General features: G+C 66.6%; 20 protein-coding genes. 14 read left to right on the top strand and 6 right to left on the bottom strand.

Annotated features, from left to right (window positions below):
* Nucleotides 1–30: 30 nt before the first annotated feature.
* Nucleotides 31–864, bottom strand: a complete 834-nt coding sequence (locus ACQPXH_RS20000; protein ID WP_433598058.1) for a glutamate ABC transporter substrate-binding protein — start codon at nt 862–864, stop codon at nt 31–33.
* 65 nt (nt 865–929) lie between these two features.
* Nucleotides 930–1,658, bottom strand: coding sequence for an amino acid ABC transporter ATP-binding protein (locus tag ACQPXH_RS19995; protein ID WP_433603518.1), 729 nt, complete (start codon nt 1,656–1,658; stop codon nt 930–932).
* Between the two features lie 264 nt (nt 1,659–1,922).
* On the opposite strand from ACQPXH_RS19995, the gene miaB reads away from it, so the two are divergent.
* Nucleotides 1,923–3,479 carry a tRNA (N6-isopentenyl adenosine(37)-C2)-methylthiotransferase MiaB gene (gene miaB, locus ACQPXH_RS19990; protein WP_433598057.1) on the top strand — a complete coding sequence of 519 codons (1,557 nt, stop codon included), beginning with the start codon at nt 1,923–1,925 and terminating at the stop codon, nt 3,477–3,479.
* Nucleotides 3,480–4,387: 908 nt separating this feature from the next.
* The gene (locus tag ACQPXH_RS19985; protein ID WP_433598056.1) at nt 4,388–4,969 is read left to right on the top strand and encodes an Rv2732c family membrane protein; all 582 of its coding nucleotides are present in this window, start codon (nt 4,388–4,390) and stop codon (nt 4,967–4,969) included.
* 257 nt (nt 4,970–5,226) lie between these two features.
* Here the strand turns inward: ACQPXH_RS19985 and ACQPXH_RS19980 are convergent, their stop codons facing one another.
* Nucleotides 5,227–6,657, bottom strand: a complete 1,431-nt coding sequence (locus ACQPXH_RS19980; protein ID WP_433598055.1) for a DUF349 domain-containing protein — start codon at nt 6,655–6,657, stop codon at nt 5,227–5,229.
* 263 nt (nt 6,658–6,920) lie between these two features.
* On the opposite strand from ACQPXH_RS19980, the gene ACQPXH_RS19975 reads away from it, so the two are divergent.
* The 12 genes from ACQPXH_RS19975 to ACQPXH_RS19920 all read left to right on the top strand — a co-directional run bounded on the left by ACQPXH_RS19975 (nt 6,921) and on the right by ACQPXH_RS19920 (nt 23,117).
* The gene (locus ACQPXH_RS19975; RefSeq protein ID WP_433598054.1) at nt 6,921–7,703 is read left to right on the top strand and encodes a hypothetical protein; all 783 of its coding nucleotides are present in this window, start codon (nt 6,921–6,923) and stop codon (nt 7,701–7,703) included.
* Nucleotides 7,700–8,617: a tRNA (adenosine(37)-N6)-dimethylallyltransferase MiaA gene (gene miaA / locus ACQPXH_RS19970; protein WP_433598053.1), complete on the top strand. Its 918-nt coding sequence runs from the start codon at nt 7,700–7,702 to the stop codon at nt 8,615–8,617. Before ACQPXH_RS19975 ends, miaA begins: the two co-directional genes overlap by 4 nt.
* On the top strand, nt 8,614–9,459 hold the full coding sequence (locus tag ACQPXH_RS19965; RefSeq protein ID WP_433598052.1) for a TrmH family RNA methyltransferase: 846 nt from the start codon (nt 8,614–8,616) through the stop codon (nt 9,457–9,459). Before miaA ends, ACQPXH_RS19965 begins: the two co-directional genes overlap by 4 nt.
* 27 nt (nt 9,460–9,486) lie before the next feature.
* The gene (gene dapF / locus ACQPXH_RS19960; RefSeq protein ID WP_433603517.1) at nt 9,487–10,374 is read left to right on the top strand and encodes a diaminopimelate epimerase; all 888 of its coding nucleotides are present in this window, start codon (nt 9,487–9,489) and stop codon (nt 10,372–10,374) included.
* Between the two features lie 222 nt (nt 10,375–10,596).
* A complete protein-coding gene (hflX, locus tag ACQPXH_RS19955; protein ID WP_433603516.1) occupies nt 10,597–12,063 on the top strand; it encodes a GTPase HflX in 1,467 nt (488 codons plus the stop codon).
* Nucleotides 12,064–12,196: 133 nt separating this feature from the next.
* Nucleotides 12,197–13,096, top strand: a complete 900-nt coding sequence (locus ACQPXH_RS19950; protein WP_433598051.1) for a lysophospholipid acyltransferase family protein — start codon at nt 12,197–12,199, stop codon at nt 13,094–13,096.
* 66 nt (nt 13,097–13,162) lie between these two features.
* On the top strand, nt 13,163–14,209 hold the full coding sequence (locus tag ACQPXH_RS19945; protein ID WP_433598050.1) for an alpha/beta hydrolase: 1,047 nt from the start codon (nt 13,163–13,165) through the stop codon (nt 14,207–14,209).
* A 203-nt stretch (nt 14,210–14,412) separates the two neighbouring features.
* Nucleotides 14,413–15,558, top strand: coding sequence for an acyl-CoA dehydrogenase family protein (locus tag ACQPXH_RS19940; RefSeq protein WP_433598049.1), 1,146 nt, complete (start codon nt 14,413–14,415; stop codon nt 15,556–15,558).
* A gap of 140 nt (nt 15,559–15,698) precedes the next feature.
* On the top strand, nt 15,699–16,568 hold the full coding sequence (locus ACQPXH_RS19935) for an alpha/beta fold hydrolase (RefSeq protein WP_433598048.1): 870 nt from the start codon (nt 15,699–15,701) through the stop codon (nt 16,566–16,568).
* 138 nt (nt 16,569–16,706) lie between these two features.
* Nucleotides 16,707–20,501, top strand: coding sequence for a WD40 repeat domain-containing protein (locus tag ACQPXH_RS19930; protein WP_433598047.1), 3,795 nt, complete (start codon nt 16,707–16,709; stop codon nt 20,499–20,501).
* Between the two features lie 103 nt (nt 20,502–20,604).
* Nucleotides 20,605–22,038 (top strand): phenylacetate--CoA ligase family protein, encoded by a 1,434-nt coding sequence (locus tag ACQPXH_RS19925; RefSeq protein WP_433598046.1) that lies wholly within the window; start codon nt 20,605–20,607, stop codon nt 22,036–22,038.
* Nucleotides 22,035–23,117, top strand: coding sequence for a ThiF family adenylyltransferase (locus ACQPXH_RS19920; protein ID WP_433598045.1), 1,083 nt, complete (start codon nt 22,035–22,037; stop codon nt 23,115–23,117). The genes ACQPXH_RS19925 and ACQPXH_RS19920 overlap by 4 nt, the downstream gene beginning before the upstream one ends.
* On the opposite strand, the gene ACQPXH_RS19915 is transcribed toward ACQPXH_RS19920, so the two are convergent.
* The 3 genes from ACQPXH_RS19915 to ACQPXH_RS19905 form a co-directional block, all read right to left on the bottom strand.
* Nucleotides 23,057–23,860: a response regulator gene (locus ACQPXH_RS19915; RefSeq protein ID WP_433598044.1), complete on the bottom strand. Its 804-nt coding sequence runs from the start codon at nt 23,858–23,860 to the stop codon at nt 23,057–23,059. The two genes, ACQPXH_RS19920 and ACQPXH_RS19915, sit on opposite strands and share 61 nt — an antisense overlap.
* A gap of 378 nt (nt 23,861–24,238) precedes the next feature.
* A complete protein-coding gene (locus ACQPXH_RS19910) occupies nt 24,239–24,901 on the bottom strand; it encodes a histone deacetylase (protein WP_433598043.1) in 663 nt (220 codons plus the stop codon).
* Between the two features lie 75 nt (nt 24,902–24,976).
* Complete coding sequence (locus ACQPXH_RS19905; protein ID WP_433598042.1) at nt 24,977–25,621, bottom strand: class I SAM-dependent methyltransferase; 645 nt, start codon at nt 25,619–25,621, stop codon at nt 24,977–24,979.
* Nucleotides 25,622–25,763 lie beyond the last annotated feature (142 nt).

Here is a 25,763-nt window from a genome sequence, read left to right as displayed (position 1 = left end):
TGGCCCTGCAGGGCCACCCGATCACGAATCTCAGTACCGGTTCACCGTCGGCGGCGTCGGCGCCTGGTAGCCCGAGACGCCGACCGTGGACTCGAACGCCTTCTTCCAGGACCCGTCGGCGATCATGGCCTCGATCGCGTCGTTGACCTTGTCGCGCAGCTCTTTATCGCCCTTCTTCAGGCCGATGCCGTAGTTCTCCGTGGTGAACGGCTTGCCGACGACTTTGAACGTGCCCGCGCTCTGCGCGGCATAACCGGCCAGGATGATGTCATCGGTGGTGACCGCGTCGTACGAACCGGCCTGCAGGCCCTCGAGGCACAGCGAGTAGGTGTCGTTGGTCTGCAGCTGCGTGGCGGGGTAGTTCTTCTCGATGTTCTGGGCCGGGGTGGAGCCCTTCACCGAGCAGACCTTCTTACCCTTCAGATCATCGGGACCGTTGATGCCGGTGTTGTCGGCCTTGACCAAAAGCGACTGGCCCGCAACGTAATACGGCCCTGCGAAGTCGACCTTCTGCTTACGCGCATCGTTGATCGAGTAGGTGGCGACGATGTAGTCGACCTGACCGTTCTCGATCAGCGTCTCGCGCTGTCCGGACGGGGACTCCTTGAACGTGATGTTCTCCGGCTTCACACCGAGCTTGCCCGCGACGTACTTGGCGACCTCGACGTCGAAGCCGCTGTAGGAGCCGTCCTTGTTGCGCAGGCCCAGGCCCGGCTGGTCGAATTTGATGCCGACGGTGAGCTTTCCGTCCTTGGCGTTGTCGAGTGCGGATTTGTCGCTTCCGCCGCCACAGGCGGCGGTTGTTGCGGCCAGCGTCAGGGCGATCGCCCCGATGCCGAGTCGAAGCGAACGGTTGATCCTCATCGTGTTCCTTCTCCCTCTGGTGATTTCGGTGGCCGAGGTCTTTACGTTTGTGGTGGTTGCTCGGTTCAGTGGCTCAGGATCTTGCCGAGGAAATCCTTGGCACGGTCGGACTTCGGGGCGGTGAAGAACACCTCGGGTGTGTCGTCCTCGACGATCGACCCGTCCGCCATGAACAGCACGCGGTTGCCCGCCTTGCGCGCGAAGCCCATCTCGTGGGTGACGACCAGCATCGTCATCCCCTCCTTGGCCAGCGACACCATGACGTCGAGCACCTCGTTGACCATCTCCGGATCCAGTGCCGAAGTCGGTTCGTCGAACAGCATCACCTTCGGGCTCATCGCCAGCGCGCGAGCGATCGCCACGCGCTGCTGCTGGCCGCCGGAGAGCTGCGCCGGATACTTGTCGGCCTGATCGGCGATCCCGACGCGCTCGAGCAGTTCCATTGCGCGCTTGCGGGCGTCTTCCTTTTTCACCTTGCGAACCTTCAGCGGCGCGAGCATCACGTTCTCGATGATCGTCTTGTGCGCGAAGAGGTTGAACGATTGGAACACCATGCCGACATCGGCGCGCAGTGCGGCAAGCGCGCGGCCCTCGGCGGGCAGTGGTACGCCGTCGATGGCGATATCGCCGGAGTCGATCGGTTCCAGTCGGTTGATGGTGCGGCACAGCGTCGACTTCCCGGACCCCGAAGGGCCCAGAACGATAACAACCTGTCCCTTGGGGACCTCGAGGTTGATATCGCGCAGCACATGGAGGTCACCGAAGTGCTTTTCCACATTGCGCATCGAAATCATCGGCGCGCTTGTGGCGGTACTGCCCTCATCAGAACTCGCTGCCCCGGTTTTGGCCAACCCGATTGTGTCGGGTGCGGTGGCGTCGTCGGTCATGGTCCAAGACCTTAAGCGGAAAACGGTGATTTGCCCGGGTTTCTGCGACACACCGTTACGCCGCGCCGATACGACACAGCGCCGCAACCCTTCCGACGCGACTGGGCCGGGGCCCGGAGCCTGCGCCGATGCGCTGAAAACCCGCGTTGCGCACCCCCGTACCCTGGACGAGTGGATTCGATCGGTCAGGCAGTGTTGTCTCCCGCCCCTGCGGCCGCGGACGGCGCACGCAGTTACGAGGTCCGCACCTTCGGTTGCCAGATGAACGTGCACGATTCCGAACGCTTGTCGGGCCTGCTCGAGGATGCGGGCTATGTGAAGGCCGCGCCGGGTGCGACGGCCGACCTCGTCGTCTTCAATACCTGCGCGGTGCGCGAGAACGCCGACAACAAGCTGTACGGCACACTCGGCCACCTCGCCCCGATCAAGGCCGACCGGCCGGGCATGCAGATCGCTGTCGGCGGCTGCCTGGCGCAGAAGGACCGCGACACCGTCGTGCGCAAAGCGCCGTGGGTGGATGTGGTGTTCGGCACACACAACATCGGATCGCTGCCGGTGCTGCTGGAACGCGCGCGGCACAATGCCGAGGCGCAGGTGGAGATCCTGGAATCGCTGGAGGCGTTCCCTTCGAGCCTGCCCGCCAAGCGTGAATCCGCCTATGCCGGTTGGGTTTCGATCTCGGTCGGCTGCAATAACACCTGCACGTTCTGCATCGTGCCGTCGCTGCGCGGCAAGGAGGTCGACCGCCGTCCGGGCGATGTGCTCGCCGAGGTGCAGGCGCTGGTCGATCAGGGCGTCCTGGAAGTCACGCTGCTCGGGCAGAACGTGAACTCCTACGGTGCGTCCTTCGCCGACCCCGACGAGGCGCGCGATCGCGGTGCCTTCGCCAAACTGCTGCGCGCGGCCGGGCGCATCGATGGGCTAGAGCGGGTGCGCTTCACTTCGCCACATCCGGCCGAATTCACCGATGACGTGATCGAGGCGATGGCGCAGACGCCGAATGTCTGCCCGCAGCTGCATATGCCGCTGCAGTCCGGATCGGATCGGGTGCTGAAGGCGATGCGCCGGTCCTACCGCAGGGCGCGCTACCTCGGCATCATCGAGAAGGTGCGGGCCGCGATGCCGCATGCCGCGATCACCACCGACATCATCGTCGGCTTCCCGGGCGAGACCGAGGAAGATTTCCAGGAGACCCTGGATGTCGTCCGGCAGGCGCGGTTCACCAGTGCCTACACCTTCCAGTACTCCAAGCGTCCTGGCACACCCGCTGCGGATATGCCCGACCAGCTGCCCAAGGCCGTGGTGCAGGAGCGCTACGAGCGCCTGATCGCGCTGCAGGAGCAGATCTCCCTCAACGCGAACCAGGCGCTCGTCGGCACCGAGGTCGAACTGCTCGTAGCCGACGGCGCGGGCAAGAAGAACGCCGCGACCGCCCGCATGAGCGGCCGTGCCCGCGACGGCCGACTCGTGCACTTCCGCCCTGAAGGCGCTGCGGAAACGATCCGACCAGGCGACATCATCACCGTCGACATCACCGACGCGGCCCCGCACCACCTGATCGCCGACGCCACCATCAAAACCCACCGTCGCACCCGCGCAGGCGACGCCCACGAACGCGGCATCACCCCCAAAACCGACCCCATCGGCGTCGGCCTCGGTCTCCCCCGCATCGGTGCCCCCACCCCCGCACCCGTCGCCTCAGGCTGCTCAACCGGCTGCGGCGCATGAACACTCCGTCCGATGACGAGGACCTGACGCGTGCCGGGGGAGCGGATCCCACACCGGGTGCGTCCAGGTCGGATTCGCGTGGTGCGCAGGCTGACCGCGAGGAGCGTGCGAGTGAGAGTGCCGCGTTGAACGGTCGACACCGCGAGGTCGTCTCGAATGTGGGCGAACACGGCGTGGGCTCGCGGTCAGGTGAGGACTCGGGGCCGCGCGTAGGCGCTTCGGACTCGCGTGGAGGCAAGGGCGACGCGGATTCGGAATCAGGTGGGGGTGGCGCGGGATCGCGTGCGGGTGACCTCGGCGGTGCCTCGAATGGGGGCGAAGGCAGCGTGGATTCGGGTGTCGGGGAGGACTCAGGACCGCGCGAGAGCGCTTCGGACTCGCGTGGAGGCAAGGGCGACGCGGATTCGGAATCAGGCGGGGAATTGCGTGCGGGTGACCCCGGCGGTGTCCCGAATGGGGGCGAAGGCAGCGTGGATTCGGGTGTCGGGGAGGACTCAGGACCGGGCGAGAGCGCTTCGGACTTGCGTGGAAGCAAGGGCGACGCGGATTCGGAATCAAGCGGGGAATTGCGTGCGGGTGACCTCGGCGGTGTCCCGAATCGGGGCGAAGGCAGCGTGGATTCGGGTGCTGGGGAGGACTCAGGACCGGGCGAGAGCGCTTCGGACTCGCGTAAAGGCAAGGGTGGCGCGGATTCAGGATCCGGCGAGATCGGCGTGGATTCGACTGCGGGCGCGAGTGGCGCGCCGTATTCCGGCGCTGGCCAGAGTGGGGCGGACTCGCGATCGGGTCTGGGGGATGCGAGTACTACCGAACGTAGTGGGGTGGCTGCGGGGGATCGGGGCGGTGATGGCACAGTGGATCCGGATAAGGCAGCGGGGCAGGGATCAGCCGAAGGAGACGAGGGCGCGGTGAACTCCGTCGAGAGCAGTAATGGCTTCGAGCAGTTCAAGGACGATCTCGATGCCGTCGAGCGGCGCATCGCGGGGGAGATCGACCCCGGGGTGCGCGCGATGGTGGTCGCGGGCGCGGTCTTCCTGCTGCTGTTTTCGCTCGTGTTGTCGCATGCGGGCGGTGCCCGCGGGTTCGATGTGCTGCTCGGCACCGACGCCGCGCACGCTGAGCACATCGGTCTGCCGTCGCGGATCTTCGTCTGGTTCGCCGCCCTCTTCGGCATCGGCTTCTCACTGCTCGCGCTGATGACTCGCCGCTGGGTGCTCGCCTGGATCGCGGTCGCCGGTTCCGCGATCGGCAGCGTCTTCGGCATCTTCTCGATCTGGCACCGCCAGACCCCCGGCCTCGGCAACTACCACGGCGCGGGCCCCGGCGTCGGCCTCATCCTCGGCACCATCGCCATCATCGTGCTGACCTTCCACTGGATCCGCGTCGTCTGGAGCCGCACCGCACTGCAACTAGCCGCAGAAGAACAGCGGCGCAACGCCGCAGCCGCCGCCGAGGAACGCGATCGCCACCGGCTCACCGGCGACTCCTGACCCACCCCCGATACCGGGACTACCCTGAGCCGCGCCACTATCGCGCGAACGAGAACGCCGAGTTCGTGTGAGAGCATGCTCAGACCCATACTCCGAGAGCGGGCCGCGCGGAAGGACACACAGCAACGTGCCTGGATGGCTCTTGGCTGGCCTCCGAGAGGGTCGCATCGACGGCCGGGTGCCGATCCGCACCCGAACTCGTCAACCGATCGCGCGGCCGACCGGGCGATCGGTTCCAGCGCATGGCGACAAAGGCATCAGCGGTTGCTGACTGCTCCTTCTGCCGCCTCGGCCCACTCGCGCCACTGTTTGGCTTGCTCGAGTGCCTTCTCCGCGTCGCGCTTGTTGCCTGCGGCGGTTGCCTTGGCGGCCTGTTCCTCGAATTGGGCGACGCGTTCGCGGAATTGAGCGGCTCGGGCCATGGCCTCGGGATCGGTGCGGCGCCATTGGGCATCGGCCGCGTCGCGGACGCGCTTTTCGATGGTGCGGAGTTTGCCTTCGAGTTCCTGGATGCGTTCGCGCGGGACCTTGCCGATCGCGTCCCATTTGTCCTGGAGTTCGCGCAGGCCGGCGCGAGCGGCGTCCAGACCGGTCGAGGGATCGATGTGCGCGTAGGCGTGCAGCAGTTCTTCCTTGGCGGCGGCGTTCTGCTCGAATTCGGCGTCGCGCTCGGAGACGGCGGCATTGCGTGCGGCGAAGAAGACGTCCTGGGCGCTCTTGAAACGCCGCCACAGCGCCTCGTCGGCCTCACGTGGCGCCCGGCCCGCGGCCTTCCATTCGGCGAGTAGATCGCGGAAGACACCCGCCGTGCCGACCCAGTCGGTGGAGCCGGAAAGTTCCTCGGCGCGCACGCAGAGTTCTTCCTTGCGCGACTTCGCGGCCGCGCGTTCGCGGTCGAGTTCGGCGAAGTGCGCGCCACGGCGGCGGTTGAACGCCTCACGCGCCTTGGAGTAGCGCTTCCACAATGCGTCGTCGACCTTGCGGTCCACACCGCGGATGGACTTCCACTCGTCCAGGATTTCGCGCAGCCGATCGCCCGCGGCCTTCCACTGGGTGGATTCGGTTGCGATCTTCTCGGCCTCGGCGCACAGTGCTTCCTTGCGCTCGGTGTGCTCGTGCCTGGCCTTTTCCTTCTCCTCCTTGGCGTGCGCCGCCGCCTCTTCGGAGTGTTCGGCAATGGCCTGCAGTCGCTGGGCGAGTCCCTCGACATCGCCGATGACCGCCGCGGTGGGCAACGATTCGGCGATAGTGACCGCGGCCGCCTTGGTCTTGCGGGCATCCGCGCCTGCGGCCAGTCGTGCCTCGAGCAGCGCCACCTCGGTGGCCAGATCGTCGAATCGGCGGCCGAAGTGCGCCAAACCCTCGGCGGCGTCACCGGCCTGCCAGGATCCGACGACGCGCTCGCCCTCGGCGGTTTTCACCCATGCGGTGCCGTCGTCGTCGACGCGACCCCATGCACTGGGATCGCTGACGGTCGGCACGACGACCGGATGCGGATGCTGCTGTGCGGCCGGCCCTGGGGCCGGTTTGACCGCATGCGGCTTGGGATGGGCCGCCGACCCGCCCGGTTTGGGGGCTGCGGCTGGTTTCGGCGCGGCGGAAGGTTTGGGCACGGCGGCCTTCGGGGAATCCGAGGGGTGCGACGTGCTGCCGGGGGTCGCTTTCGCCGTTCCGTTGCTCTCGCTCATTGCTCCTCGTCCCTGCCGCGCGTCACGGCTGCCTGGTTACGCCCTAGCTCACTCCATTGAACCCGGTCCGGGCCCTGTAAACCATCGATCAAAGCCCTCCGACTGATGATTCCCAGGGAAATCAACCCGTGATGACCTGGGTTGTAGCACCTCGAACACTATCAATCTCGGCCGAGTTTGCGGCAGAGACACTCGAACCCGGAGGTTGCGGACACCGCAGCGGTGCTGTGGATCGCACATTCGGCGAACGATACGGTTACGGCGTGTTCTCCATTGCGGCCCTGGTCCCGTCGCCGCCGATCCTGGTGCCCGAGCTCTGCGGCGGTCTCGCGCGCGCGGCCGGGTCGGATTCCGATGATGCGCCCGCGGTGTTGCGCGCGGCCGCGCTCGCCGCGGTCGGCGCATTGGCCGCGACGACTCGGAACTGGACCGTCGTGGGTGTGGGCGCGGCCGCGCAGGTCGTCGCACCGGATGCGGTCGGTACCTTCCGCGGTTTCGGTGCGGACGTGCAGGTCGGGCTTTCGGCGGCCGCGCTGTCGCGATCGCGGCAAACGCCCGGCGCGGCGGATCCGCAGCAGCCGCTGCCCGCCCTGATCGCCGGGTGGTTGCGTGGTCAGGTCGCACCGGATGCGGTGGCTGCGACGACTCTCGTCGCCGTCGACACACCCGCCGACGAATGCGCCCGGATCGGCGCGCAGCTGCGTACCACCCTGGACGATTCACCCGAGGAGGCGGGCGTTCTCATCGTCGCGGACGGCGCGGCGACCCTGACCCTCGGGGCGCCGGGCTACCTCGACGAGCGCGCCGCCGACGTGCAGCGCGAACTGGATCGCGCCCTGGCCGATGGCGATACCGCCGCACTGCTCGCCCTGGATCCAGGCTTGTGTGCCGAACTCGTGTTGTCCGGCCGCGCGGCCTATCAGGTACTCGCCGGACTCTTCGCCGCCGATTCGGTCGCCCCATCCGTCGAAACCCTGTACAGCGATGCCCCGTTCGGCGTGGGCTATCAGGTGAGCATCTGGCGTACATCGGGAGGTGATCGGTGACTACGCCGATCGCCGTCGTCGGTCCCACCGCCACCGGCAAATCCGATCTCGGCCTCGATCTCGCCGAACGGCTGGGCGGCGAAATCGTGAATATCGATGCGATGCAGCTCTATCGCGGCATGGATGTCGGCACCGCGAAACTCCTGCCCGCCGAACGCCGGGGGATCCCGCATCACCAACTCGATGTCCTCGAGGTCACCGCAACCGCAACCGTCGCCGCCTATCAGGCCGCGGCCAGCGTGGACGTGCGCGAGATCATGGCGCGCGGCCGCACGCCGATCATCGTCGGCGGATCGATGATGTATGTCCAAGCGCTGCTGGATGATTGGGAATTTCCGGCCACCGATCCGACGGTCCGCGCACGCTGGGAGACACTGCTGGCCGAGCGTGGCGTCGATGCGGTGCACGAGGCGTTGAAAGCGGCCGATCCGGCGGCCGCGGCCACCATTCTGCCCACCGACGGGCGCCGCATGGTGCGTGCGCTCGAGGTCGTCGAACTCACCGGGCGTCCCTTCGCGGCCTCGGCGCCGGTGATCGGAAAACCGCGCTGGGACACTGTGATCATCGGAGTGGACCGCGACACCGCCGAACTCGACGAGCGCATCGAACGGCGCACCGCGCTGATGTTCGAGGCCGGTCTGGTCGACGAGGTCCGCGGACTGATCGATAAAGGTCTGCGGGAGGGCGTCACGGCCCGCCGGGCGATCGGCTACGCACAAGTCCTGTCGTACCTGGCCAACGAATACGACCTGAACCACGCGCAGGAACGCACCCTGATCGGCACCCGGCGCTATGTCCGGCGGCAGCGCTCGTGGTTCCGCCGCGATCCCAGGGTGCGGTGGGTGGACGGCGCCGATCCCGATCTGGTCGCGACGGCGTTGACCCTGCTCGAGAAGGAACGGACCCCGCAGTGACACGTCGTGTTAGTACCCGAAATGCCTCGGTCCAGGTGTGGCAGGCGTATCTGAACAACCGGACCAAGCGCCACCGCGACGGCCGCTTCCTGGTGCAGGGCGTGCGCCCGATCACTCGAGCGATCGCCAGCGACTGGCCGCTGGAGACGATGCTCTACCGCCTCGGCGCGCCGGAGCTGTCGAGCTGGGCCCGTGAACTACTGGAGACCAGTGGCGTGCAGCAGGTCGGCCTGGTGCCGGAGCTGATGGCTGAACTCGGCGAAAAGTCCACCGGCATACCGGAATTGGTGGCTGTCGCGATATCCAGGCAACCCGAGCTCGACACCTTCGAGCCCGGCGACCCCGGTGATGCCGCGCCACCTGTCGTCGTGGTTTTCGATCGCCCCAACTCGCCCGGCAACCTCGGCACGCTGATCCGCTCGGCCGACGCGTTCGGTGCCGGCGGCATCATCGTGACCGGGCACGGTGCCGACCAATACGATCCGCAGGCGGTCCGCGCATCCACCGGTTCGCTGTTCGCCATGCCGATCTTCCGTGCCGCCGGACCCACGCAGGTGCTCGAATTCCGCGACCGGCAGATCCAGCGCGGCATCCCGACCCGCATTGTCGGCACCGATGAGCACGGCGCGGACGCGGTCTTCGACTACGACTTCGCCGAGGCGACGATCCTGGTCGTCGGCAATGAGACCAGCGGCATGAGCGCGGCCTGGCAGCAGGCCTGTGACGATATGGTCTATATCCCGATGGGCGGCACCGCCAGCTCGCTCGGTGCGCCCTCGGCCGCCGCGGTCGCGCTGTACGAAATTTCGCGGCAGCGCCGTACGTTGGTTCGAGGACGATAGGCAGGGAGAATGCGCGACGTGTCGGATATCGAGTTCACCAAGGGCCACGGCACCGAGAACGATTTCGTGGTGCTGCCCGATCCGGAGGTCCGGCTGGACCTGACGCCGGACCGGGTCGCCGCGCTGTGCGATCGCCGCCGCGGCCTCGGCGCCGACGGTGTGCTGCGGGTGGCGCGCGCGGGTGCGCTACGCGACGCGGATGTCCTCGCCGAAATTCCCGAGGGCATCGCCGATGCCGACTGGTTCATGGACTACCGCAATGCCGACGGCTCGATCGCCGAGATGTGCGGCAACGGGGTGCGCGTATTCGCGCACTACCTGGCGGCGAAGGGACTCGAATCACGTACGGAGTACGTCGTTGGTAGTCGCGCGGGGGCGCGTCCGGTCACGGTGCATTCCGGTGGGCCCGCCGACGGCGAGGTAACCGTGGGGATGGGGATCGTTCGCGAGCTCGGTTCCTCGAACGCGACCATCGGTGGTTGGGCGTTGCCCGGCATCGGCATCGACGTCGGCAATCCGCACCTGGCCTGCGTCGATGCGAGCCTGTCCGTGGACGCTCTCGCCAAACTCGATCTCACCGTCGCACCCGGCTTCGACCCGGACCTGTTCCCGCAGGGCGTGAATGTCGAGATCCTGACCGGACTGGTCGACGGCGCGGTCGACATGCGCGTCTACGAACGCGGTGTCGGCGAAACCCGCTCCTGCGGAACCGGAACCGTCGCCGCTGCGGCGGCCGCTCTGGCCGCCGACGGTTTCCGCATCGCCGCCGACACCGGAGAGGTCCGCGTCCGGGTGCTCGGCGGCCAGGTCACTGTCCGCATCGCCGAGGGTGCGGCCTGGTTGCGCGGACCGTCTGTGCTGGTGGCGACGGGTCGGATTGCCGAAGACTGGTGGTCGTCGCATTCGCCCAGCTGAGTTCGCTGATACTTCTCGCATACGCAAAGGCGGGAACCGACCGCACGCGTGTCCAGGAATAACCGAATGCGCATCGGTCAGAACTCGTGGCAGCATGGATGATGTATGACGAAATCGAAGACTTTTGAATTCACTCCGGCCGCTGACGACAACGACCACGTCGAGGCTGTCGAGGACACGACGGAAGACACCGGCGATGTAGTCGCCGAGCACGCCGCGCGGATGCAGCGGTCCGGGTGGACCGCCGATCCGACGGTCGGCGAGATGCAGCTCGACGAGCGCTCCTCGCTGCGGCGTGTCGCGGGTCTGTCGACCGAGCTCACCGATATCACCGAGGTCGAGTACCGGCAGCTGCGACTGGAGCGGGTCGTGCTGGTCGGGGTGTGGACCACGGGCACCGCCACGCAGGCAGAGGCGAGCATGGCCGAACTAGCCGCACTCGCCGAAACCGCGGGTTCGGAGGTGCTCGAAGGACTGATCCAGCGTCGCGACAAGCCGGACCCGGCCACCTATATCGGTTCCGGCAAGGCCGACGAACTACGCGCCGTGGTACTCGAAACCGGCGCCGATACCGTGATCTGCGACGGTGAACTGACCCCGGCGCAGCTGACCGCGCTGGAGAAGGTCGTCAAGGTCAAAGTGATCGACCGGACCGCACTGATCCTGGACATCTTCGCCCAGCACGCCACCTCCAGCGAGGGCAAGGCGCAGGTATCGCTGGCCCAGATGGAATACATGCTGCCGCGACTGCGCGGTTGGGGTGAGTCCATGTCCCGGCAGGCCGGTGGTCGCGCGGGCGGCAACGGCGGCGGTGTGGGTCTGCGTGGTCCCGGTGAGACCAAGATCGAAACCGACCGTCGCCGCATTCGCGAGCGAATGGCCAAGTTGCGCCGCGAGATTCGCGAAATGAAGACAGCGCGCGATACCAAGCGGGCCCGCCGCACCTCCAGCGGTATCCCGTCGGTCGCCATCGTCGGCTACACCAACGCTGGCAAATCCAGCCTGATGAACGCGCTGACCGGCGCGGGCCTGCTGGTCCAGGACGCGCTGTTCGCCACCCTGGATCCGACCACCCGCCGTGCCGAACTGGACGACGGCCGCGAGGTCGTCTTCACCGATACCGTCGGATTCGTGCGGCATCTGCCGACCCAATTGGTCGAGGCGTTCCGGTCCACCCTGGAGGAGGTCACCGGGGCGGATCTGCTGCTGCACGTGGTCGACGGTTCCGACCCGCTGCCCGCCGAACAGATCAAGGCGGTCCGCGAGGTGATCACCGATGTGATCAAGCAGTCGGGATCACCGGCGCCGCCGGAGCTGTTGGTGGTCAACAAGATCGATGCGGTCGACCCGGTCGAGCTCACTCGGCTGCGTGCGATGCTGCCCGGCGCGTCCTACGTTTCGGCGCACAAGGGGTCCGGCATCACCGAACTGCGTGAGCGCCTCGCCGAGGTGCTCGGCGGCCTCGACGTCGAAATCAGTGTGCTGCTGCCCTACACGCGCGGCGATCTGCTGGCCCGCATCCACGCGGACGGTCGCATCACCACCTCCGAGCACGAGGAGGGCGGCACCCGGGTGCGCGCCCGAGTCCCGCACGCACTGGCGGCGGCGCTGTCGCAGTACGCGCATGCGGGTGGGGCGTCCGAGTCGAGCGGCACGGGTTCGTCGGAAGCCGATGGTTCCGCGCACTGAGTCGTTGAACGAGGGCGGAGTCGGCCGGGTTTGCTCGCGAACCGGCCGGTCGGTAGCGAGTGCCCGGCACATCCGGTGCGACACAGGCGAATTCGTTGGGCTATCGTCATCGAATCGACATCAGGAGGGTTAAATGTCGCATGACCACTCCGGTGCGGCCGATTCGGGTGATCGGCGCTCCGGTGATTCGTCGCTCGCCGCGGCAGTGCTGAGCGACGGTGCGCCACTGTCGGTTTCGCTCACCGATACCGATATGCGGGTGCTCGACACGCTGCTGGCGCCGCTGCGCGCGTGGACGAGTCCGCGGTTCTACGGCCTGGAGAACATTCCGGCCGAGGGGCCGGTGCTGCTGGTCGGCAACCACAACCTGATGGGCGGCATCGATGCGCCGCTGTTGCTGCCCGAGGTGTTGCGCAGGCGCGGTCGGCTGATTCGCGGGCTGGCCGAGAATGTGCTCATCAATGTGCCCGGCATCCGTCAGCTGCTGCACCACTTCGGCTCGGTGCGCGGCAACCGTCGCAACTGCCTGGCGTTGCTGGCCCGCGGCGAGGCCGTCATCGTGTTTCCGGGCGGTGGTCGCGAAGCGGTGCGTCGCAAGAACGAGAAGTACGTCCTCAAGTGGGAGGGCCGCTCCGGCTTCGCGCATATGGCGATCGAGGCGGGCGCGCCGATCGTGCCGGTGGCGATGATCGGTGTCGACGATGCCTACGACATCGTTTTCGACGGCGACCATCCAGTCATGCGACCACTGCGCTGGGCCGTCGAGGCGCTCGGCCTGAACCGGGACCTGACCCCGCCGCTGATCCGCGGCGTCGGTCCGACCGGCATCCCGCGTCCGGAGCGCTTCTACTTCTCCGCCGGCGCGCCGATCGACCCGACACCGTGGCGTGACGCGCCGGATAAGCATGCCGCGGCGGTGGAACTGCGTGACGTGGTGCGCAAGGAGCTGGAGGAGGAACTGAAGTTCCTGTTCAGTGAGCGCGATCGTGATCCAGGTCGCACCCTGTTCGGCCGACTGCGCAGTCTGTTCTGAGTCTGCTCTCAGTTATTTGTCAGTAACTCTCCATATTTTGGCCGAATGGCTGGAACGAGAGTACGTATGGCGGCGGTAGCGGGTGTAGCGGCAGTTCTGGTGGGATTTCCAGCCGCATCGGGTGGCTTTTTCGCGTCCGCGGCCACGGGCGCCGATCCGGTCGTCGCATCCGGCAAGATGCTTACCTCGTCGCGCTCGTCCGATGGCTCGTATGTCGCCGAGGTCGCGGTCGAGAACGACCGCAATCTGACGCTGCAGGTGTACTCGGCCGCCATGGCCAAGAGTATCGAGATCCAGGTACAGCGCCCCGCCGACACATCCGTACCGCGCCCGACCCTGTATCTGCTCAATGGCGCGGGCGGCGGCGAGGATTCGGCGACCTGGCAGGCGCGTACCGATGCAGCGCAATTCTTCGACGACAAGGATGTGAATGTCGTCACACCGGTCGGCGGCCATTGGAGCTACTACACCGACTGGCGCGCCCCCGATCCGGAGCTCGGCGTGAACATGTGGAAGACCTTCCTCACCGAGGAACTGCCCCCGCTCATCGATAGCGGACTCGGCACCAACGGCACCAATGCCATTGCGGGCCTGTCGATGTCGGGTACTTCGGTACTGCAACTCCCCATCGCCGCACCGGGCCTCTACAAGTCCGTGGCCGCCTACAGCGGTTGCGCGCAGATTTCCGACCCGGTCGGCTACAACTTCGTCAACGCCGTGGTCGCCGTGGGCGGTGGTGATTCGGCGAATATGTATGGGCCGCAAGGTGATCCGATGTGGGCCGCCAATGATCCGTACGTGCACGCCGACCGACTGCGCGGCCTTGACCTCTTCATCTCCGACGGCAGCGGCATCCCCGGACAATGGGACACCCTCAACGGCGAGCACGCCCTGTCGGGCATGGGCGGTCTTGCGAACCAGGTCGGCCTCGGCGGCGCACTCGAAGCCGCCACCAACTACTGCTCACACAACCTGCAGTCCCGCCTGAACCAACTCGGCATCCCCGCCACCTACGACTTCCAGTCCACCGGCACCCACTCCTGGGGCTACTGGGAAGACGCCCTGAAGGCCTCCTGGCCCGTCCTCGCCCAAGGGCTCGGCCTGCCCGCCTGACCGGACGAGGGTCGCCGTGCGATGGTGCGGGCGAACGTCGAGAGCGAATCTCCATGAGCGCATTCTCGCTGCGGCGGGCAACTGGGGTGGCAGGTGAGGGTGGGATTTCGGGGTGGGAAGTGAACGGGGGTTCTTGTTGCGGGTAACGTGTGAGGGAACGACGGGTCGGTGTGGACCGGCCGTGGGGTCACTAGGAGGTTGGCGTGGAGCGCACACTGTTCGAACCCGAACACGAGCTGTTCCGGGAGTCGTTCCGCAAGTTTCTCGATCAGCATGTCGCGCCGAATCACGTGAAGTGGGAAGAGCAGGGCATTGTCGACCGTGCGGTCTGGCTCGAGGCCGGTAAACAAGGATTCCTCGGCATGGCCATGCCGGAGGAGTACGGCGGCGGCGGGGTCAAGGATTTCCGCTACAACGCGATCGTCGCCGAGGAGTCGGTGCGCGGCCAGTACTCCGGCCTCGGCTTCGCTCTGCACAACGATGTGATCGCGCCTTATCTGCTCGAACTCGCCGACGATGAGCAGAAGCAGCGCTGGCTGCCCGGCTTCTGTTCCGGCGAGATCATCACCGCCATCGCGATGACCGAACCGGGCACCGGCTCCGACCTCCAGGGCATCAAGACCCGCGCGGTCCGCGACGGCGACGACTGGATCCTCAACGGCGCCAAGACCTTTATCACCAACGGCATCAACTCCGATATCGTCATCGTGGTCGCCCAGACCGATCCGGAGAAGGGCGCGATGGGCTTCAGCCTGCTCGTCGTGGAACGCGGCATGCCCGGTTTCGAACGTGGCCGCAACCTCGACAAGCTCGGTCTCAAGGCGCAGGACACCGCCGAGTTGAGCTTCACCGATGTCCGTGTACCGGGTAAGAACCTGCTCGGCACCGAGGGCATGGGCTTCATCCACCTGATGAACAATCTGCCGCAGGAACGCATGTCGATCGCCGTCATGGCGGCCGCGGCCATGGAAGCCTGCCTGGAGATGACGATCCAGTACGTGCGCGACCGCAAGGCCTTCGGCAAGCCGATCGGCGCCCTGCAGAACACCCGCTTCGTACTGGCCGAACTGGCTACCAAGACCACCGCCGTCCGCGTTCTGGTGGACCGCTTCATCGAGGACCTGAATGCGGGCAAGCTGTCGGTCGAGGACGCCGCCATGGCCAAGTGGTGGAGCACCGAGGAGCAGCTCTACCTCATCGACCGCTGCCTGCAGTTGCACGGCGGGTACGGCTACATGAAGGAATACCCGATCGCCAAGGCCTACATGGACGCCCGCGTCCAGACCATCTATGGCGGCACTACCGAAATCATGAAGGAAATTATCGGTCGTTCGCTGAAACTGAGCTGATACCAACCGATTTCGCGTTCCAGCCGCAGGCTCCGGTCTGCGGCTGGGCAACGAGCTGTTGCGCCACCGGCCGAAGTTGTCTAGTCCTGTTATCGGGCCACCGCGGCCCGAAGGGCGAGGGAGAAGGTAGGTTGGGCACAGTGACGGAGCAGGGCCTCGGGCACGAGCACACCTTCGGTGCGAGCGCATTCGCGACCACATCCGACGGCCGTCGACTGCACTACATGGTGCGCGGAACCGGCGGGCCGACCGTGGTTTTCGAATCGGGTATGGGCTTTTCGCGGTCGATATGGGGGTTGGTGCAGCCGGTGGTGGCCGAGCGCGTGCGCGCCGTTGTCTACGACCGCGCCGGGAGCGGTCGCAGCGATGACGATCCGAACCCACGTACCCTCACCCGGATGGCCGACGACCTCGCCGCGGTATTGACGGAACTGGGGGAGGGGCCCTTCATTCTCGTCGGACACAGCTGGGGCGGTCCCATCGTCCGGGTCGCCGCGACCGCGGATCCGACCCGCATCCAGGGAATCGTGCTGGTCGATCAGAGCGACGAGAACTGCGAACTGTATTTCCTCCCCTCGGCCGAGAAGCGGTACGCGATGACCAGGGCCCTGTTACCCGAACTCGCCCGCTTCGGCCTCTACCGCCTGCTCGGCAGCCGGATCGGTAGTAAACAGCCCGCCGATATCGCCGCCGATCACCGCGCCGAGGATTTCACCCCGCGCGCCGCGCGCACCATGCTCGCCGAACAGGACCAATTCAGCGCAGGTCTGCGAAACCTCCGTGACCAACCGCGCGAACTCGGCGCGGTGCGTGTCAGTGTCATCACCGGCACGAAACTTCCGCGAACCGACAAGACCACCCGAATCGCACTGACCGCCGCCCACCGCCGCACCGCCGCCGCCGTCCGCAACGGCCGACTGGTCGAGGCCGAGCGCTCGGGTCACCTCATCATGTTCACCGAACCCGACCTGATCGTCGACGAAATCCTCCGCATCGCGGACCACGCCTAGGGTCGGGTCCCAAGGGCGGCAACGGAATATGCGCTGTCCGAGCAGTATGGGTGGCCGGCCGGGTCAGGGTCGGTGGTAGTCAATACAAGGTCCCTACGGCCCTTTCGGTTCTGCGCGCGAAAACCCTATGGTCATAGCGTGGTAGGAGGGTGGGCCGGGGGGCTCGATCCCGCGGAAATTCGAACTCGCGAAGAATTCGCCGCTGCGCTGACGGCCTTGCGCGTCGCGGCGAAGCTGACTGTCCGTCAGACCGTGGAACTTTCGGGATGTCCGCAGGGCACGCTCAGCGGATGGTTTGCGGGACAACATGTTCCGACCGACGGCAATGAGAAGATGTTTCGCGCGGTGCTCACCGTCTGTGGCATCGACACGCGGGCGGAGCAGGAGCCCTGGCTGACCGCGGTGCGTCGGGTGCGCGGTACCACCGGGCGTCGCCGCCGAGATGACGAGAGTCCGTATCGGGGGCTGGAGGCGTTCCGATTCGATGATGCCGGTTGGTTTTTCGGACGCGTCGAACTCACCGCGGAATTGGTGGGCAAGGTCGATGTACTGCTGCGCGCGCGGGGACGACCACGCATTCTGTTCGTCATCGGAGCGTCGGGATCCGGTAAATCCTCCTTGTTGTCGGCGGGTCTGCTGCCCGCACTGCAGGAGGAGGGGCTCACCGCCGGTGTCGCGCTGCCGGGCTCACATCCGCTGGACGCACTGCGCGAACTCGAAGAGACCGAGGTCGTCGTACTCGATCAGTTCGAGGAGACCTGGACCCAATGTGAGGACGAGGTGCAGCGGGCCGCGTTCCTGGAGGTGATCGCCGACCACCAGCGCACCCGAACGGTTTTCGTGCTCGGCCTGCGCGCGGACTTCTACCGGCACGCCGCCGAGGAATCGGTACTGCACGATGCGCTGGCCGCGAATGCGGTGCTGGTCCGGCCGCTGAGCAGTGACGGCGTCCGCGAGATCATCGTCGAACCGGCGCGCAAAGCGGGCTGGACCGTGGACGAAGACCTGGTGCAGTTGCTGCTGCTCGAACTCGCACCGCACGGTTCCCGCGCGGCGCACGATGCGGGTGCCCTGCCATTGCTCTCGCACGCGCTGCTGCAGACTTGGCAACGCGGCGCCCGGCGGCGGATGACCGTCCTCGATTACAACGCGGTGGGCCGGATCGGGGGAGCGATCCAGCGCAGCGCCGACGCCGTCTATTCCGATCTCACCACCCCGCAACGTCAGATCGCGCGCCGCACCTTCCTGCGGTTGGTGACCATCGACGAGGACAGCGTGACCCGGCGGCGGGTGCATCGTTCGGAACTGTTCTTCGACGACGACACCGCCGCCGACGTCAATACCGTGATCGATCGCTTCTGCGCCCAGCGCCTGTTCACCTGCGAGGAGGAGACCGTCGAGATCACCCACGAGGCGATCATCGGCGCGTGGAACCGATTGTCGGACTGGGTGGACAGCGATCGCGGCGGACTCATCGTGCACCGCAGACTCACCCACGCCGCCCAGGTCTGGCACGACAGTGGTTGTGATCCGGGCGAATTGCTCGGCCCGGCAAGGCTGCCGCTGGTGCAGGAGTGGGTGAGCACCGGCGGTCACCACCGCGACCTGAATCAGCGCGAACGCGCCTATCTCGCCGCCAGTTCCGCCGAACAGCAAGCCGCGATCCTCGCCCAGCGCCGCCGCACCCGCATTCTGCAGCGGCTGGTCGCGGCATTGGCGATGGCCTCGGTGGTTGCCCTCGTGCTTGCGCTGGCGGCCTACACCCAGCAGCAGAGTGCTGCGCGGGCGCGCGATGACGCGATGTCCCGGCAGATCGCATTGCAGGCGGTTCGATTGCGGGACAAGGACCCCGCACTGTCGGCGCAACTGGCCTTGGCGGCCTATCGGGTCGAGCCGACATTGGAAGCACGCTCGGCACTATTGGATTCGAGCGCCGTGCACACGCCGGTGCGGTTCGTCGGGGAACACCCGGGGCGCACGGTCGTCGCCACCGATTCTCGCGGCACGCTGCTGGCCATCGGTGCCGTGGATGCGACGGTCGGTCTGTATCAGGTGAGTGGCGGCACTACCCCGGCGACCGAGGTCGGTCAGATCCCGGCACCCGTGGGACCGCCGGGGCCGCAGCCGATGGTGTTGGAGATCGGTCCGGGCGACGATGTCCTCGTCAGGATCACCGCCGGTCGGATCGAGCTGTGGGATATCGCGGATCCGCGTGCACCGCATCTGCTTTCGACCGTGGCGAGTTCCGGAGTCACCTACACCGGTGTGGCATTCAGCCCGGACCGACGCCAACTCGCCGCGGGCACCACCGATACCGGCCTGGCCAGATGGGATATCGTCGATCGCGCTCACCCGATCGCCTTGCCCAGGCTCGTCCTGCCCGCCGGTTCCCCGGTGGTGGCATTCAGCCCGGACGGCACAATGCTGGCCGCGGCGGGGCCCGAAGCGTCGGTGCGGATCTGGCGTCTGAGCGGAACCAATGCAGAGCAGGTCTTCGACCGCGCTCGAGACGGTTCCACCGCACAGACGTTGGCGTTGCGGTTCAGCCCCGACAGCAAGACCCTTGTCGCGGGCGGCCGATCGCGCGAAGTGCTGCGCTGGCGCCTCGACGAGCCGGGCGCACCGACCGAGTTGCCGAGATTGCGCGGATTCGACAGCTACATCAACGATCTGACCTTCAGCCCCGACGGATCCCGACTCGCCGCGGGCAGTTCCGATCACAGCACCCGCATCTGGAATATCACCACCGAATCGACCGAGCCCGAGCTGATTCTGCCGAATCTCGCGATCGTGGCCTCGGTTCGCTACGCGCTCGGTGGGCGCATGGTCGTCACCGGTGACGAGACCGGCGTCATACACCTGTGGCCACTGCCCGGCCCGGTCTTGCGCGGCGCGCAGAGCACCATCTATCAGACACCGATCGAGCGCACCGGCACCAAATTCCTCACCGGGACCGGCGCGGGTGATAGTCGTCCCCGCCTCTGGGACATCACCGACCCGGCCACACCGATCGACTACCCGGCGCTCGGGGTTGGCCATGACGAAAAGACCTGCGGTGCCGTCGCGTTCTCCGCCGACGGCACCCGTGCCGCCATCGGCACGCGCACCGGCCGGATCTATCTCTGGGACGTCCGTGATCCCCGTCAGCCGCATCTGCTGGGACAGCCGATCGAAGCGGTCGAGGGGATAGTGGCCGCGATCGCCTTCAGCCCCGACGGATCGGTACTTGCGGTCGTCGGACAGGACAATCCGATCGCAACGGTGTGGAACCTCACGGACCCGAACACCCCACAGCCCATCGCTGCCCTCGATCTGAAAGAGGCGTTGCCGAATCTGGTCGCCATCGACTCGACCGGCACCCTGCTCGCCATAGCCACCACCGATGACGTCGTGCGCATATGGGACATCAGCGATCGCGGCCGACCGTCTCGAGAACTGCCGTCGCTCAAAGGTTTCGACAACGACGTGGCCTCGGTGGCCTTCAGCCCGCAGGGCCCGACGATCGTCGCGGGCAGTACCGACCACACCGCCCGACTCTACGACCTGTCCGATCCCGAGAATCCGCGCAACCTCGGCACGCTCGACGGACCACCCGACCCGATCATCACGGTGAACTTCAGTCCCGACGGCCGCTACATCGTCGGTGGCGGTGAGGGCAGCGATATCTGGATCTGGGATGTCATCGATCCGGATCGGCCACGTCGCGTCGCCGTGCTGACCGCATATTCCGGCCGGGTCAACGACGCGGGCTACGCACTGGGCGGCCAACTGCTCATCGGCGCCGGTCCCGATAAAGTCGTGCGGCTGTGGGCGACCGATCCGGATCGTGTCGCCGATGCGCTGTGCAATAGCGGCAGTACCGGACTGAGTTCGGCCGAGTGGCAGCGCTACCTGCCCGGCGTGCCATCCCGACCGCTCTGTTCGACACGCTGACCGCCGCGCAGCGCCTGTATGGACCTTGTATGGACTGTTCCGCATGGAGTTATCGCAGGTCGGACGATTGCGGAGCACTACTTCCGACACAGGGACAACCATCATGTCGATACCTCTGCCAACCGTGAAACCGGATCCGACACCGGGATTCCTACGTGCGCTCGGTGTTTTCCACCGTGCTGCTCGGCAGGTTCCCGCCTATGCGGACTTCCTCGCCGCGCACGGCGTCTACCCCGCCGATATCCACACCCTCGCCGATTTCGCCAATGTGCCGGCTATGACGAAGGAGAACTATCTGCACCGATATCCGCTCGAGGCGCTCGTCTGGCGCGGCGATATCACCAGGGCCGGAACGTGGTCCACGAGTTCCGGATCCACCGGCCGCCCGACCTATTGGCCGCGCGATATCGCGTCCCTGGACGAGAGCACCGAACTTTACGCGCGGATTTTTCAGCAGTGCTTCGGATCCCAGCGCCGTTCGACGCTGCTGGTGATCGGCTTCGCCATGGGCAACTGGATCGGCGGCACCTACACCTACACCGGTGCGCTGATGCTGCGCCACCGTGGTCATCGACTCTCGGTCATCGCCCCCGGCATCGACGCCGAAGCGATCCTGGACAATATCGCGACGCTCGGCCCGCGCTATGACCAAGTGGTGCTCGCGGGCTATCCGCCGTTCATCAAGGATGTGCTGGACCGCGCGCCCGAAGAGGTGCTGGGTCAGGATCTGCGAATCCTGTTGGCGGGGGAGGCGATCAGCGAGAACTGGCGTGACTGGGCGCTGCGGCGGATCGGCAAATCCGGTGACCCCACCGCAACCTGTCTGATGTACGGCACCGCTGATGCGGGCATCATGGGGCACGAGACCGCGACCACCATCGCCGTGCGCCGGCTGGCCGCGCGGCAGCGTGTCGTCGGCGCGGAGCTGTTCGGTGCGGACGAGATCCAGCCCACGCTGGTCGAATACGATACCGACTACCGTTTCGCCGAACTCGATGCCGAGCAGCGCTTCCTGTTCACCATCGACTCCGCGATCCCGTTGGTGCGCTACCGCATCAACGATCAGGGTGCGCTGTTCTCGGCCACCGAACTCGCGGATCTGATCGGCGACAACGATATTCCGATTACCACCTCGACGGATTCGTGCGGATTCCTGGCTCTACACCGGCGCACCGACATCGCCACGTCGTTCTACGCGCTGAAGATCTACCCGGACAGCGTGCGAATGGCCTTGGAACATCCGGATATAGCCCCGACGGTGACCGGAAAGTTCGTACTCGCCACCAGCACCGGCAGGCAGTTCGAGCAGACCCTCACCCTGCGGGTCGAATTGCGCGCGGGCACGCACCCGATCGAGGGGTTCGAGGTGCGGCTGCGGCGCGCGGTAGTGGACGCGCTGGTACGTACCAACACCGAATACCGCCGCCTGCACCGGGCGCTCGGCACGGCCGCCGAGCCCGTGATCAGCCTGCGGCCCTTCGCATCGGCCGGATTCGAAGCCGATATCAAACATCGCTGGACGGAGCGTGCGGCATGATCGAGATACTGCATCCGGAAAACGATTCCGCACGGATCGCGGAATTGCTCGCACCCGGCTCTGGGTTCCGCTATGTCGATGCATGGGACGGCTGCCTACCCGAACTGGTCGCCCTCGACCATCCCCGGCTCGTTGTCGCCACGCCGCAAGCCCGAGCGGATATGGCGAATCACATTGCGTCACTGCGCCGTAGCGGACCAGCCGCGCGGTATGTCGTCTTTCCTTGGCGTCGAACCGTGGTGAAACTGCCCGATGCCGAACACTTCTGGCGACTGCGCACGGCCCGCAACCGATTCCTGATCGAAACCCACGAGCAGCGGACCTGGTCGGGGGCCTTGATCGGCATCGCCGGGCTCAGTGTCGGCGCGGCGGCACTTTCGGTCTGCTCGCTGACCGGCGCGCGACGCTTCCGTCTCGCCGAACGCGACACCCTCGGCGCGACGAACCTCAACCGCTTGGCCGCCTCGGTCTGCGATCTGGGCGCCCCGAAACTGACACTCGCGCAACGCCGCACGCTGGAGGTCGACCCCTACACCCGGATCGATGCCTTCCCGCACGGGTATGTGCCCGAGTTCGCGGACGACTTCCTCGGCGGGCAAGGCACCGAGCGGTTGGCCGTGCTACTCGAGGAAATGGACGATCTGCCGATGAAATTCGATATTCGACGACGCGCGAAGGCAGCCGGAATTCCGGTCGTCATGGTCACCGACAACGGCGACAATGTGCTGCTCGATATCGAACGCTACGACCTCGACCCGGCCTATCCGATCCTGCACGGCCGTGTCGAATTCGCGGCGCAGTGGTCACTCGCCGAACTCGGCGATCCGGCTCGGCGGTCGCGGCTGGTCGGTGCCATAGTCGGTGGCGGACTCACCTCGCGGCTGCGCTATTCGCTGACCCAGGTCGGCCATACGCTGCCGACCTGGCCGCAGCTCGGCACCGCGGCGACCATGGCCGGCGCCGTCGGGGCACTGGCCGCGCGTTTGATCGCATGCGGTGGCGGGCTCCGCTCCGGACGCTATCGGGTGGATCTCGACGAACTGCTGCTCGGTGTGTCAGCGGTGAGTACGTCGTCGTGACCGTTGCGGCGGCACCAGCTGAGCAGGTAATGCGCGTGCACGCCGCACCACCGATAGATCGCATTGGCGGTCAGCGGCAATTCGGGATCGTGCTCGCCGCGTTCGAGCACGATCGGCCCGATATAGACGCTGGCCACCTTATTGGCAGTATTGAGACCGACCCGCGCGGCCTTGGCCAGTGAAACCGCGTCGGTGGCGCGGCCCGCGGCAATGGCTCCGGCCAGCCGCGCGGCCGTCTCACCGCGCTGCCCCTGGAACAGCCGATACAGCGGGGGTGGCGTGGCAGGCGGCGGCTCGAGGTGTGGCCGTCGTCCGGTCGCCGCCGGGGGAATCGCCTCCAACAATGCCGGGACACCAGAGGATTTCGAATAGAAGCCGGCCAATTCCGAAGACCTGAGCAGTGCTTCGTCCAGATGGTCGCGCTCCATGCTGTGCCCCTGCGCCGCCATGAGCACCGCGGCCTCGCGCTGCGCCGAACCCAGCATATCCAGCACGTCCAAGCCGTCGAAACCGTACTCCAGCGCCGGATCGTTCCAGATCAGGTCGGTGATCACCACATCGAAGCGGACCTGGTGCACGACCTCGCGGCGCACGGCATGCCGGTCCAGCGCCACCGCGACGGTAGAACCAGCGAATGCTTGCTGCAGTACCGGCTCGATGACCCGTCCCAGCGGCGAGGCCACCAGTATTCGCAGGTGCCCCATATCCCGTTCGAGCAACATATTGCTCGCACCCAGGCTCATCGGGTGATTCTTACACCCGCCGTGGTCGGGTGCAGGCGAATTGCGGTACAGCACAGTGAATTTCCGCCGAATCGATCCGGCGAAATGTTTGGCTACCGGTGTGCAATGCCAAGAGTGTGACCATGCGAACCCCGAAGACCACGCGTTCTGCGGGAACTGTGGGGCCGCCCTCGCGCCGAGTGGATCCTGCGGAGGGGAGGACGCAGCCGACCGGACCCGGTCCGCTGCGTCGTGACGAGGCCACCGGTATCTTTGCGCGGCTGTCCATTTGGACAGTGTGCTCGCCACCGAGGTGGTCGAGCAACCGCTGCGATCGGTCGCTCGTTCACCCGGCGTCGATCTGGTCGCGGTGGCCGAACACGTGGTCTGGCGGCGCTACTACGTGGTTCGAAACGGCGCGATCGTCTCCGCATCCATTCGCGTGGCCCGACCCAGCAGGGTGGCGATCGTCGCAGCCGTCCATCCGAGTTCCGCACCGGGGCGGGTCGCGATGTAGTCGGCGATCTCTTCGACCGTCCAGGCGTGGGATTCGATCAGGCCCGCGGCGAGGTGGCGTATGTAGGCCGCCGACGGCGGGTTGCCGGGCAGGTCGGTGTAGCGCCACGGGGCGGTGATGGTGAGCACCGGATGTCCCTCGAAAATGCCGGTGCAGACCAGGGTTTCGTAGCGTCCGGGACCGAGTGTCGAGCGGCCGTGGGTCATCGCTTCGCGCAGGTCCAGGTCCGTTCCGGGGGTTCGGTACATCTCCTGGGCGGCGATATCGCAGAACTGGTCGATGGTGACCAGATGCGCGCGGGCGGCGGTTTCACCGGGGGCGTCGGGATCGTAGAAGGCTCGGCCGCCGGTCCAGGTCAAGGATTCGGTGGCGAAATATTGCAGGCCGGGCAGCGTCAGCGGTACCGAGCGCAGCGGTTCGGCCCCGTGGCGGCAGCCGGGGAGCGTGATCGCGCCACCGTCGGGTGTGCCGCCGGCGAGGTAGCAGCGCAGGCGGCTCAGATGCATATTCGAGCCGTACGACGCGTACCACACGGTCTCGGTCATGGCGCTGATTCGGGCATCGCACCCGCCTTCCGGTCGGAAATCACCTATGACACGAGCATGCCACGGGTGGCGGTATCAGCGCCGTGCGACCGTGAGCACGTCCGGTACCAGCGAGTTCGGCAGTGGGCGATGCACCGGCCGCTGTTCGAGAACAGTGAATCCGGCCGCCTGGACCAGCGAACGCATCACCTCCGGCGGCGGAAAGTAGGCGAGCCCCCGAACCGCAGGCGGCTGTAGCGCCATCGCCCACCGGCTGCGCGGATTATTGATCACGATCGCGAGCCACCCGCCGGGCGCGAGCACCCGATGGAACTCCGCGAGTGCCGCCGCATGATCGAAGAAATGGAAGGCGTGTGTGGACACCACCGCCTCCACCGCAGCGTCGGGCAGGCCGAGATCCTCGGCTCGACGATTGCGCCACTTCACCCGATCCGACCGCGACCGCGCCTGCCGCAACATCCGCACCGACGCATCGCAGCCGTACACCACATCCGGTCGCAGCTCGCGTTCTATGCGGGCGGCGAGAATGCCGGTGCCGCAGCCGATATCGGCGATCCGCCGCGGCCGGCCGATCCGCAATTGCGCGATGATCTCGTCTTGTGGTGGGCGATAGGCCACCCGCTGCAGCATCGGGAAGTTGTAGAGCCGCGCGGCCCGGTTCCAGCCGTGGGTCACCAATCCGTTGAGTGCGCGCGTCGGCGATTCCGATATGGCAGACATCGCTGTCCCTTCGACGATGTCACCACAGCCTAAGTTGTCTGGGACGGAATCGGTACTCCTGGTCTGTGCGCTGCTGGCGGTGTATGGCTGACTCGTGGCGATGCAGATTTCCGCAAAGAGTGATGTATCAGCCCGCCACGCC

It is taken from the genome of Nocardia sp. CA-135953 (genome assembly GCF_050955735.1).
Classification (GTDB): Bacteria; Actinomycetota; Actinomycetes; order Mycobacteriales; family Mycobacteriaceae; genus Nocardia.
Note: the sequence above shows the minus strand (reverse complement) of the source record. Positions and strands in the feature narration are given on the sequence as shown.